At 36.1% G+C, this 12,799-nt stretch carries 8 protein-coding genes and 1 tRNA gene; 4 read left to right on the forward strand and 5 right to left on the reverse strand.

Annotation, left to right across the window (positions count from 1 at the left end; all coding sequences use genetic code 11):
- Positions 1 to 438: 438 nt before the first annotated feature.
- The 4 genes from ubiC to ACFIMQ_RS04810 form a co-directional block, all read right to left on the reverse strand.
- Positions 439 to 945, reverse strand: coding sequence for a chorismate lyase (ubiC, locus tag ACFIMQ_RS04795; RefSeq protein WP_375616556.1), 507 nt, complete (start codon positions 943 to 945; stop codon positions 439 to 441).
- 1,153 nt (positions 946 to 2,098) lie between these two features.
- Positions 2,099 to 2,350, reverse strand: a complete 252-nt coding sequence (locus ACFIMQ_RS04800) for a GlsB/YeaQ/YmgE family stress response membrane protein (RefSeq protein WP_375616555.1) — start codon at positions 2,348 to 2,350, stop codon at positions 2,099 to 2,101.
- Positions 2,351 to 3,218: 868 nt separating this feature from the next.
- Entirely contained in the window at positions 3,219 to 4,910 is a 1,692-nt protein-coding gene (locus tag ACFIMQ_RS04805; protein WP_375616554.1) for a Na/Pi cotransporter family protein, read from the reverse strand.
- Positions 4,911 to 4,980: 70 nt separating this feature from the next.
- Positions 4,981 to 6,192 (reverse strand): mechanosensitive ion channel family protein, encoded by a 1,212-nt coding sequence (locus ACFIMQ_RS04810; RefSeq protein WP_375616553.1) that lies wholly within the window; start codon positions 6,190 to 6,192, stop codon positions 4,981 to 4,983.
- 136 nt (positions 6,193 to 6,328) lie between these two features.
- Here ACFIMQ_RS04810 and dnaG point away from each other — a divergent pair, with 136 nt between their 5' ends.
- From dnaG to ACFIMQ_RS04825, 3 genes are all read left to right on the forward strand, one after another.
- Positions 6,329 to 8,266 (forward strand): DNA primase, encoded by a 1,938-nt coding sequence (gene dnaG, locus ACFIMQ_RS04815; RefSeq protein ID WP_375703511.1) that lies wholly within the window; start codon positions 6,329 to 6,331, stop codon positions 8,264 to 8,266.
- 354 nt (positions 8,267 to 8,620) lie between these two features.
- Positions 8,621 to 10,636 carry an RNA polymerase sigma factor RpoD gene (gene rpoD, locus ACFIMQ_RS04820; RefSeq protein WP_375616551.1) on the forward strand — a complete coding sequence of 672 codons (2,016 nt, stop codon included), beginning with the start codon at positions 8,621 to 8,623 and terminating at the stop codon, positions 10,634 to 10,636.
- Between the two features lie 622 nt (positions 10,637 to 11,258).
- Positions 11,259 to 11,720: a YcgN family cysteine cluster protein gene (locus ACFIMQ_RS04825; protein ID WP_375616550.1), complete on the forward strand. Its 462-nt coding sequence runs from the start codon at positions 11,259 to 11,261 to the stop codon at positions 11,718 to 11,720.
- Positions 11,721 to 11,749: 29 nt separating this feature from the next.
- Here the strand turns inward: ACFIMQ_RS04825 and ACFIMQ_RS04830 are convergent, their stop codons facing one another.
- Positions 11,750 to 12,493 carry an SIMPL domain-containing protein gene (locus ACFIMQ_RS04830; protein WP_375703512.1) on the reverse strand — a complete coding sequence of 248 codons (744 nt, stop codon included), beginning with the start codon at positions 12,491 to 12,493 and terminating at the stop codon, positions 11,750 to 11,752.
- A gap of 172 nt (positions 12,494 to 12,665) precedes the next feature.
- On the opposite strand from ACFIMQ_RS04830, the gene ACFIMQ_RS04835 reads away from it, so the two are divergent.
- A tRNA-Ile gene (locus ACFIMQ_RS04835) sits at positions 12,666 to 12,742 on the forward strand.
- The last annotated feature ends 57 nt before the right edge of the window (positions 12,743 to 12,799 follow it).

The following is a 12,799-nucleotide window of genomic DNA, read 5'->3' on the forward strand; positions in this document are numbered from 1 at the left end:
AAAAATATTATAGAGTTTTTATTTTTTTAAAAAAGATTTATTGTCTTCAACGTTAGAGATCAAAAGAGAATGATTAGAAAAAGCATTTCACTGATGCAGATTGCAAACTTTTTGTGGGCGTGTATTGTTATATTTTTTGATACTTCAAAGTGCTTATTTTATAAAAAGTTGCTATTATTTTTTCAAGAATGGTGATTATTTGGCAAGAAATTTAAATGCATATGATTTTATCAATATGGGGCGTATCTGCTTTATTTAAGAGCTGATTTTAATGATTGTCATAAGGAAAGCAGAATTTTAAAACGCTTTTTAAAGGGGAACATTTTTAAGCTGAGATGAAAAGATATTTTGAGATGATTTTGGAAGTTCTTTTCTCTGATTAAATCTCTTCTAAGCTATACAAAATCTATAAATTATGCAGAATAAAATGAGCATCCTTTATTTATGGGGGTAGAGTGGTGAATCTGTTAAAAACAGTTCGGTTAGCAACAATGGCTTACCAGTTAGTCGCAAACGAGAACGACGTGCCCATAACGCACCTTGTTGACCAATATGAATGTAATCGCGGGTTAAGTTTCCACTGTTAAATAAATAGTTTCCTAGGGGCACAGTTCCCAAATGCATCAAGGCTTGATTGTGTAGGAGGGTTTCTTGTGGGATTACAGTGCGTCCGATAAGCCAAGGTTTATTATCTCCTATCAATATGACTTCGCGTAGCCAATAACGCGTACTTTCGGGGAGATGCTCTGCTTCTTCTTTTAATTTATCTCGCGTAATGAAACATTCGCGTTGTGGTTGAACTTGGAGGCAGGTGCAATATTTTTTTAGTCGAAGCGTCATCGAGCCCAATTCCATGAGCCAATCGCGAATGCTTTCTGGTATGGGAGGATTTTGATCAGAGAACCACTTTAAAGGTGGTAAGAGGGAATCCTCAAGATCAGACATCGTTTTACTCCACAGCTAAAGTCTTATTCCATATGTTATGTTGGGTTAAATAGATAGCTCTATTGTAATACAAGGCGTATAAAAGCAGCAAGATTTTAACAGGAAGATATCAAAGGGAATGTCGAAAGCAAAGGTCTTTAAAAGAAGATATGCGGGAAGTATATATGATAGGATTATTTTTATTAAAAAAGCAAAATAAGGTATTATGTTTTATCCAAGGTGTTTTCACAATGCGTTACGGAAATTTCTTTATCGCATGAGAGCAATGGAAAAAATGTTTCGTACTTTAAAATTCGTTTGTAACGCATATAAAGAAAAACTAAAAATTGCATCTATGCAAGATGATATAAAGAGGAAATTTTAAGAGGAACAAAACTTTATTTTATACTTTAGAAAGTGAAGAGATATTCAAATCTTTTGAATTGAGATGTAAAAGAGATCGTATTCTTTATAATCGAGAAGTTTATAGTAAGGAATATATTTTTGAAAACTTTAAAATATATTGTTGAAATTGTGAAAAATTATTTCATCTTATAGAGTGTATAGTAATTTTATAATAAATTTGCATTAATATTATTTATATAATTTTTATTATTGAGATAGATTTAAAAAAATATAAATATAATTATAATTTAAGTTTTATATTTATTTTATACACTATTTTCTTTTAAAGATTAGGAAAAATTTCTTTATCATTTGTGCTTACTTTCTCTCTTTATTTTTTAAGATGCAAAAAAGCCCTTCTAGTTTTTCGGTAAAAAAGGTATTGTTGATAGAGTGTATAGGTATTAAATATTATACGGTAGAATTTTTAATCATCATTAGCAATTTTTGTAACCTTATGAATTGTTATTACAGTGAGATAAACTGGATTTGCGCATGTGGTACAAAAATGGGTTCGTATTTCGTTAAAATAACGCAACATATCTCTCCTAATATGTGTAAGTTTATATAGGCATGAAATGGTGCGTTATAAAGTTCTTTACTGCATTTCGTTTTATAATACGGTGATGGTGTATGCCCAAAATCGCAGCTTAAGCATCACACTACCATATCAAAATTAGTAACAACAAGTTACAGGGAAATATTTCAAACTCTGCTAGTTGTTTCCTAGTTTTGTATTGAATCCCAAAAGGTGTAAAAAATAAATACTCTATGATCGAATTTTTTGTCCTATCCATATAAGAATACAGGCTCCTATAAAACCTGAAATAAGATAGCCAAGCCAACCAGCAAAACTTATACCTAGAAGACTAAAAAGAAAGCTTGCTAGCGCAGCGCCAATAACCCCTAAGATAATATTTAACAATATTCCTGTTTGGCTTTTCATAATATACTGTGCAGCCCAACCTGCAATTCCGCCGATAATAATAGCTGCAATCCAACCGATGTTTGCATTTTCCATGATACCCTCCTTTGCCTGAATTTAAATTATAACTAGAGTAAACTTTGTAAAAATCAAGGTTTATTCCTTTTTTACCCAGTGAAAAGGATATTTCTTTTAGCTATTTTACTTATTACTTTCCTTTATATTAAAATAATATTCACATTTATAGCACAATAATACTTAATAAGTATAAATATATAATACATTTTAATTTATAAACAAATTAATTAATTGAGAAATATGAATAAAAGAAGAAAATATTAGTGAAAATCTTTTAAGAATTCATAAAGTGTATTTATAAGCTTTTAAAGCTCTCTCTTAAATTTAAAAAAACAATTGTGATTAAAGCAATAAGTAAAATGGATATTTAAAAGTTTTGAGCTTGCCAATTGATATAAATGATGTTTGAAATTAAAATTGTTTTGTTGACACGTTATAGCATGGCTGTATAGGTTGAACCTCTACCAATCTTGGTATAAACGTTGCAGTTTTGTGGGGTTTTACATTCCTTATAGAGTATTTCTTTTTTGCTGCTACTGTGAAGCGATTCCCTTTTTACAAGGCGGATTTAGATTGCAACTGTCATGCTCTTGACCATCTCTTTATATTGCGAACAGTCTTGGCTTTGAGATGGTTAGGTATTTTGATGTCTTTCTTCAAGAGTTCTATTCTATATGCTACTTTGTTTGTAATGTGCAAGAAAATGACTTTGAGCAATTCATCATGAGTAGACTTTAAATGGAAGAATTTTACGATGAAGAAAATTCATTTAAAACGTCAAATAGATAAAATATTTTTACTAAATTGATATTTTGATCAAGGTATTTGAATGTTCAAAATTGAATGATAGATGGGGTGCATTTCTTATTCAAGTTATTTTAAAATTTTAAGATTTTTCTGTCTGTTCTTCAGAAGGATTGCGTAAGCGAGAACTTTGAAGAAGTCCCTGTTCCTCTAAAATGGGGTAGATCATTGAGGTTAAAAGAGAGTTAATTTGTTTGAGATCACGGACAGTGTCGAGATGAAGACTGGATGATTCTACATTTTTGAGATCCCCTTCACGCAAACGTTTAAAATGTTTTAAACTCATCTCTTTTTCTAAGTTTCGTAGTTGATCTTTTTTTTGTACCAATAGATGTGCAGTGTACGTGTCACGTGAGACGAGAACGTTAAATGCTATATGCGCGTTGGCCAGTACAATGGCATGGAAACGAAGCAGATCATTCCAGCCCTCGCTGCTGAACTGTAGAGCTTTTTGTTGTTTCTTTTTAACCAGCATCAACATATTATGAATAACGATATCTCCTGCTTGGTCTAATTTTATACAAGCACCCAGAAGTTCTTGCATTTGAAGAGCTTCTTTATCGGATAATTTTTGTCCTGCTAATCGCGCAAGATAAAGTTTGATGGCGATATGTTTTTTGTCCAATATAGTGTTTAGTTGGTTGAGTTCACGAATAATATTGGGATCAGGCTTTTCATAAAGTCCCATGATTTTTTCTAGCATGATGTCTACTAGATCGCAAATATGAATGACTTCACGCATGACATTCGAGAGGGCGAGAGTTGGGCGTTCAAGAACACTATCATCAAGAGCTGTTTGATCAGATAAATTGAGCGTTTTATCGGTTTGCGTTTTTTTTGCACTGATATGAACAATTTGAGTGGTCAATTTTAAAACCCACTTTGAAAGCGGTATTCCAGCAAGGAGAATGAAAACATTAAAAATGATATGGGCATTAATCACTTGAGTAGGGGTGTTCTTGCCAAGCCATGTGATGGGTGGTTGAAAGGAGAGAAATAAGACAAGTACAAGGATTGAACCAGCTCCACGCATGAGTAAATTTCCCAAGGGAACGAGGCGGGTATTAGGAGAAGCGTTGCGCGTTAAAAGTGGTGCTATAAGAGAAGAGCCAAAGTTGACACCAAGAACCATAACAATGCAAAGTTGCGTATGGATAAGATCGTAGTTGGCGAAATTGACCAGCAAAATGATTCCTGCAATGGATGAATGTAAGAGGTAGGTTAAGGCTGCAGCCAACAAAAAAGTGGAAACAGGATCGGTTGAAAGATAACGAATGATGCTAGGCAAAATTTTGCTATTGCGTAGAGGTTCTGTCGCTGTACTTATCATTTGTAAAGACAAAATCAAAAGACCAATGCCGATGACAATACGTCCTATTTGACGCCATTCACGTTTTTCTGTTGTCATGAAGATACAAGTGCCAATTAAAAGACAAAGGGGCACCACAAGTGTGAGATCATAGGTTAGGATTTTAACAACGACTGCTGATCCTAATTCTCCTCCGCGTACAGCCATCAGTCCCGCTATTCCAGAGACAAAACCAGATTCAACGAAAGAACCAACGAGGAGTGTTATGGCTGTAGAGCTTTGTAAAATCATGGCTGTAAAAAGCCCAAAACTTACAGCAAACAATGGTTTTGAAATGATGTGGCACATTTTATATTTGAGCCTGTCACCATAGGCGCGTTCAATTCCTGTGCGCACCATGCGTGTGGCCCAGAGAAGTAAAGAAATAGCGCCGGCAAGATGAAGGAGTACCAATGAACCGTTCATGATACTTTATTCTTTCTTTGTTGGTATGAATATGGTTGCCTCAAAATTAATAAATTGAAATTTATCGTTTTTATTTCACTTTTAATGCTTGGTTAAAATCATAACCGCTTGGATTTTGAAAAACCTTTAGACCAAAAAAGGGAAGAATGGAATAAAGGTGATCAAAAATATCACCTTGAATTTGTTCATAGTCTATCCAAACGGTGGTGTTCGTAAAGCAATAGATTTCCAAGGGTAATCCATTTTCTGTAGGAGGTAATTGTCGTGCCATGAGGGTCATATTAGGGTTGATGTTTAGATGCTGTTGCAGATATGCAAAAACATAAGCACGAAAAGTTCCAATGTTGGTTAAACGGCGTGTATTGGCTAAGACATCATGATTTTTATCTAATTGAGCATTCCATTGTTCGATTTCTGCTGTTTTTTGCGTGAAATAATTTTCTAATAAATTAAATCGGGAAAGATATTTTTGTTCTTCTTCTGTGAGAAAATGGATACTTGATTGATCAATAAAAAGGGAGCGTTTAATGCGCCTTCCACCCGATTCTTGCATTCCACGCCAATTTTTAAAAGGGTCAGTCACAAGTTTACGGATAGGAACTGAGGTAATGGTGTTGTCGAAATTTTGAACTTTAACAGTATGAAGAGCAATTTCAATAACATCACCATCGGCACCGAGATTGGGAATTTCAATCCAATCACCAACACGAACCATGTCGGTGGATGAAATTTGAATACCGGCAACGAGAGAAAGAAGCGTATCTTGAAAAATTAACATGAGAACTGCGGCCATTGCACCAAGACCGGAGAGAAGAATAAGAGGGGAGCGGTCAATCAATGTGGCGACCATTAAAATTACCGCAACAGTAAAAAGTGCAATTTTAGCAATTTGAATATAACCTTTTATCGGTTTTAGTCGTGCTGTTGGACGTTGTTCGTAAAGGATGTTAATGACATTGAGACAAGCAGAAATTGTCAGGACAACAAAAAAGATAATGAAGGCATTGGCAACATTACCGATGACAGTGCTGAATGCATTGGGTAATGTTTCTATAAAATTAACGCCGATTGAAAGAATAAAAGCTGAAATGATATTTGCTATGTATTGAGTAGCATTTTTAATATCGGTCGTTGTATTTTGGGGGAGGAGAGAAGAGAGTTTTTTTGCTCCGTGAATGAGTGTTTTTTGTCCTAGAAAGTTGATTAAAAGGACAGCTATAGTAAGAATAGTAAGCCAAGAAATAGCCTCTAACCACGGGTATTGAACAATAAATTCGATCACTTTTTTACTCTCCATTTCTAAGATTATATACAGTTGAGAATTTAAAATTTTACAACTGCTTTAAGAGGAAGTATTGGAATTATGCTCTAAAGTCGTTAAATATGCAAAAAAGAATTTTCAAACTCTGTGAGAGATAATGCGTTTTCCGCCCGATTTCCTTAATGAATTGCGTACCAGACTCCCAATTTCAACCGTAATTGGCCAACGAGTGGATTTTGACCTTCGAAAAAGTAAGCCTTCACGGGGAGATTTTTGGTGTTGTTGTCCATTTCATGGTGAGAAAACGCCTAGTTTTCATTGTGATGATCATAAAGGACGCTATTATTGTTTTGGTTGTGGTGTAAGCGGAGATATTTTTACTTTCCTTTGTGATCTTGATGGATTGCATTTTTCAGAAAGTGTAGAGCGTTTGGCTGATTTTGCGGGAATAAAAATCCCTATTGAAGATCCACAAAGTTATAAACGTCAAATGGAAAAAGCTGATCTTTATGATGTGATGAAAATTGCTACAGATTTTTTCCAATATAATTTACGCGATAAAGGAGGTGCACAAGCACGTCGTTATCTGGATGCACGTGGAGTTACATCAGAGCTTGTAGAACGTTTCCGAATTGGTTTTGCGCCGGTAAAGCGTACGGCTTTGAAAGAAGCTTTGAGTGCACGTGGCATTTCAATCAAGCAAATGGAAGAATGTGGACTTCTCACAGTGCATGAGGAGAGTACAGATTCTTATGACAGATTTAGAAATCGCATTATATTTCCTATTGAAGATTTGCGTGGACGCGTGGTGGCTTTCGGAGGACGTGCATTAGAGAAAGAGGCACGAGCAAAATATCTCAATAGTCCTGAAACAGTGTTGTTTCATAAAGGAAATATACTTTATAATGCGGCGGCGGCGCGCAAAAATAGCCGCTTTGTTGGCGATGAAAAAATTCATTCACTTCTTGTTGTTGAGGGGTATATGGATGTCATTGCATTGACTAAAGCTGGTTTTGAAGGAGTTGTAGCACCCTTAGGTACAGCATTAACGGAAGCACAAATTGAGCTTTTATGGCAGATGGGGAAGGAGCCTATTTTATGTTTTGATGGAGATGATGCGGGTTTAAAAGCTGCTTTTCGTGTTGCAGATCGTGTATTGCCTCTTTTAAGGGTAGGGGTTTGTGTACGCTTTGTTTTGTTGCCGCAAGGAAAAGATCCTGACGAAATTGTTTGTGCTGGTGGCGCACAGCTTTTTTCTTCTTTTTTGCAAAAAGCAATTCCTTTGAGTGAGCTTTTATGGTGGCGTGCTACCTATGGAAAGCATTTTGAAACTCCAGAGACACGAGCAGCTCTGGAAAAACACCTAAAACAACAAATTTTTACGATTAAGGATGAAGATGTTCGTCGTTATTATTTGCAAGATGTAAAAAAACGCCTTTTTGATTTTTTTCGTCCCTCTTTTTCGAAAAAAAAGGGAGGAGGAAGATATGGTCTGTCTTCGCCAAATAGGATTTTTAAAGAGCAATCCTTTTCTCTGTTAGCAAATTCTGAAATAGTACGAAATTCTTCGCAAGCTATTCCTTTGCGTGAAGCAGTGATTTTACTCACTTTAGCTTACTATCCTGAGTTGTGGTATGAAAATTTTGAGATTCTTTCTGAGTTAGAATTAAAAAATACTCAATTGATGTGTTTTCATCAAGCTATGTTGGAAATTCTTGGCAATCAGCAGCTTCATGATAAAGAGACAATGGTTGCGTTCTTGGAAAAAAGAGGGCAAAAGGCTCTGTTAGAGCGTATGAAACATCTTGTGCAAAATATTGGTATGCGTATTATCTTTAGTGGAGCCCCTATAGAAGATGCACGTGCTATATTAAAACAAGCTGTCTACTTGCATCTTCAAGAACACCACCTACATAAAAGGTTACAGGATATTGAAGAGCAACTTGTAGAAAATCCTAAGAGTGAGGTTTTTGATCTGCTTCGTGAGATAAAAAATGAGCTGGAGCAGATGCAGGCAACAGAAGCGTTAATTGAAGGGTTTGGAAGTTGGTTGGATGAAAAAATAGACGGGAATGCACAAGATACGATAAAATGATTCGCTTTTTTAATGCGAATCAGTCACTTAAATTTTAGATAAGGAAGTTTTATGTGGAGTAATATTTTCATAAAGGTGATGATTAAATTTTAGAAAAAGCGGGCAAATTTTAGGAAAAGCGGGAAATTGGTTCTTACGATAGGGTACAGAGATTATCTCAGAAGGGCTGAGAGGTGTCGGGGAAACTTCTGGAGTTTTCCCGCGTTTTTGTCTGAATGACAAGGTGTATACAAAATGTATTCTTTCTAATAGTAATCTCTTAAGAAATATATATGAGAAACTATTGGGTGATTGAAGTGAGAACAAAAAAGCTGGTCACATAGAAACTATGGCGTGATCGAGTGGAGTTATGGTATGGCAACAAAGGTTAAACAGAAAGATAATGCAGAAGTAAAAAGCCAAGCGAGTTTAGATGGCCCTCTTCTTGATTTTTCTGATGATGCCATCAAGAAAATGATTAAACTTGCCAAAAAAAATGGTTACGTAACGATGGATGAACTCAATGCAGTTCTTCCGTCTGAAGAGGTTACATCCGAACAAATTGAAGATATCTTGGCGATGTTCTCTGAGATGGGGGTTAATGTTGTGGATGATGAGGATGAAGTTGATGCTGAAAATTATGAAGAGGAAGTTACTGTAGAAGGCGGTGATTTAGTAGAGTCCTCTAGTTACGCAATTGCAACGACAACGAATAAGCGCGAAGTAACAGATCGCACCGATGATCCGGTGCGTATGTATTTGCGTGAAATGGGGGCTGTTGAGCTTCTTTCACGGGAAGGCGAAATTGCCATTGCTAAGCGTATTGAAGCAGGGCGTGAGACAATGATTGCCGGACTTTGTGAGAGCCCTTTGACTTTTCAGGCTCTTATTATTTGGCGTGACGAGTTAAAAGAACAGCGTATTCTTCTTCGCGAAATTATTGATCTTGAAACGACTTATGCTGGTCCAGAAGCAAAGCAGGCTCCTGTTATTGAGAGAAGTGAAGTGGATAAGACAAAAGAAGAAAAAATGTCTTCTGGTATACATAATATGGGGGAGAGCATAGGAGAGAGAAACATTGAGGAAGATGAGGAAGAAGACGATGATGATGTTAACTTATCGCTTGCGGCAATGGAAAATGAACTTTGTCCTCAAGTTATGGAAACATTGGATTTTATTGCTCAAACCTATGTAAAATTACGAAAATTGCAAGATCAGCATGTTGAAAGCAGTTTGGCAGAGCGTAAAGAGGGAGCTCTTACATCTTCTCAGAAGAAAAAATATATTCAATTAAAGGGTGCGTTGATTCAAGCAGTAAAATCTCTTTCTTTGAACCAAAATCGTATCGAAGCTTTGGTTGAACAGCTTTATGACATCAATAAGAGATTGATTCAGAATGAAGGTAAGCTGAAACGGATTGCCAATAGCTATGGCATTGGCCATGAGGATTTTTTAAAAGAATACCAAGGACGTGAATTGGATGCAGATTGGATGAATTATATTGCCACTTTACCTACACCTGGTTGGAAAGAATTTTCGATGCGTGAAGCAAAAGAAATTCAAAAATTGCGGAGTGAAATACAAAATCTTGCACAAGAAACGGCTATTTCAATTGGTGAATTCCGTCGGATTGTTATGCAGGTGCAAAAAGGTGAACGCGAATCAACAATTGCCAAAAAAGAGATGGTAGAATCTAATTTACGTCTTGTCATTTCAATTGCAAAAAAATACACTAATCGTGGTTTGCAGTTTCTTGATCTTATTCAAGAGGGCAATATCGGTTTGATGAAGGCTGTGGATAAGTTTGAATATCGGCGCGGCTACAAGTTTTCGACTTATGCGACATGGTGGATTCGTCAGGCTATTACGCGTTCAATTGCTGATCAGGCACGGACTATTCGTATCCCTGTTCATATGATTGAAACAATTAACAAAATCGTTCGTACCTCGCGTCAGATTCTCCATGAAATTGGACGAGAACCAACACCAGAAGAGTTATCTAGCAAGCTTTCTATGCCGTTAGAAAAAGTGCGAAAGGTTCTTAAAATTGCAAAAGAACCTATTTCACTTGAAACACCGGTTGGTGATGAGGATGATTCCCATTTGGGTGATTTTATTGAGGATAGAAATGCTTTATTGCCGATTGATGCAGCTATTCAGGCTAATCTTCGAGATACGACAACACGTGTTCTTGCTTCATTAACACCACGAGAAGAACGTGTTTTGCGGATGCGGTTTGGAATAGGGATGAATACCGATCATACATTGGAAGAAGTGGGACAACAATTCTCAGTTACAAGAGAGCGTATTCGTCAGATTGAAGCAAAGGCACTTCGTAAATTGAAACATCCTAGTCGTTCGCGAAAGTTGCGCAGTTTTCTCGATTCTTAAATAAAGAAATTCATACATTTTAAGAATTCCTCCTTTCTTCTTAATGAGGGGGGGGGAGGGGTATTCTCTTGTATTTGGATGATTTTTTGAAAAAAAAAGAAAAATATGAGGTGGCTTTGAATAACCTAGAAAGTTGATGATATTTAATGTTTTTCTGGGGGGGGATTTTGTATTTTTCTTTCTGAAAATAACAGATATGGGGCAAAGAGTGGTGTGGTCGTCTTTCAAAAAAATGAATGGTAAAATATTCTCTTGCGTGTAACGATTTGTTTCTTAAAAGAGGGGATGTATTAGGAATAAACTTATAGTGCTGCTATTGCAGCATACTGACTTTTTGATGCGAAAGGTGTATTCTTTGCAGAAATTATTCTATCATTTCAAGGCGCACATTCTATTGCATTCTTTGTTAGCTTACAAAGGGATATTTCAATAGAGTATGTTCATTTATTGAGATATTTTCTGAATATCCTCTTGTTATTCAGAGAGATTTTAAGAAAATGATTTAAGTATGCATTGAGTTAAATCTTTTTAACAGACAGAAATATATGAAATTATAGACATTAAACTTTTAATTCTTTCGTTTTTTATAGATCGTTTTAAATAAAAAGGTGTGCTTGAGTTTATGAGTGGAAAACTTCCCTTTTGGAAAGTGAAAAAATTAGAAGAAATTTCCATTTCTGAGTGGGAGAGCCTTTGTGATGGCTGTGGTCGTTGTTGCCTCCACAAAGTTGAGGACGATGATACGGGTGACCTTTATGCAACCAGTATTGCTTGTCGTCTTTTAGATGGAGAAACTTGTAGGTGTCGAAACTATGCTCATCGTCACTCAATCGTACCAGATTGTATATCATTAGACATTACAACAGTTAAAACGGCGCGTTGGCTTCCAGAAAGTTGTGCTTATAGATTAGTTTATGAACGAAAAGATCTTCCGTGGTGGCATCCATTGGTATCGGGGGATTCTCAGACGGTGCATTACGCACATGCTTCTGCACGTGGACAAATAGAGGTTTATGAAGACGAATTATTATCTGAAGAAGCTTACCTCGCTCATATTACTGGTCTTCTGTGTGAAGGCCAGTGATATGATTGTTTTACACAATGCTTGCTCATTTAATCGATAGCAAAGACTACGGTGACACTCACGTTATAATTTAATTCACCGCTTGCAAAATTTGTATTTGCGTAGCTTGCATCTGCTGCTCTGCTCATGAGGCGCGGTGTTGGATGATAGTAATCATCTTTTTCATTGATTTCAATAATTTTTCCTAATTTTACATCGGCAGCTTGCGCTATCGTTTGCGCTTTTTCAATGGCTTCAGTAATGGCTTTTTTGCGTGCTTCTTGATAAAATGGCTTCGTATCTGCGTTGGTAAACGTAATACCGTTAACTGAATTAACCCCCAGTGTCATTGCTTGATCAAAGATTTTACCAGCATTGGTAAGATCACGAATGCGGACAGTTAAAGAATTTGAAACATGATAGAGTTTTTCATTATTCTTTTTTTCGTGGTGGTTATCAGGATTCGACTGATAAATGGATAAGCCTGATGTTTGCAAATCATTCGCTTGAATGCCATTGTTTTTAAAAGCCTTTATAATATCATTGATAGATTGATTATTGGAAGCTAAAGCTTTTTGGGCTGTTTTGTCATGGGTAACAACGGCGAGATTAATAATTGCCATATCCGGTACTGCCTGACTTTCTCCGATTGCCGTCACTGTAATCGTTGCATTTTTTATTTTATTTTCTTCAGCATAAGCACGTACAGTCAATGAAGAGGCTAAGAGCGTGAATGCTAATAGAGCTATTTTAACCAGAGACCCCTTCAGTGGTTGAATTTTCTTTTCTATCATATCTATTCCTTTACATTTGTCAGTTGACTACTCTCTATCATTTTTAAGAGTTCTTATAAAGAAACTAGGGTACTGAAAAAAAAACCAATAGAAAAGAGAAAAAGATTGATTATAATCTGGGTCAGCTCTTGTATCATAGGGCATTTTAGTTTAGAGAGAAACAACCTATATGGGGCCTGTAGCTCAATTGGTTAGAGCCAGCGGCTCATAACCGCTTGGTTGGGGGTTCGAGTCCCTCCGGGCCCACCAATAGGAAAGCGATAGTTTATATAAAAATTTTAAGATTCTACCTCTTTCGTTTTTTTA

The sequence above is a fragment of the Bartonella sp. AD13SXNS genome (assembly GCF_042196465.1).
Lineage (GTDB): Bacteria > Pseudomonadota > Alphaproteobacteria > Rhizobiales > Rhizobiaceae > Bartonella.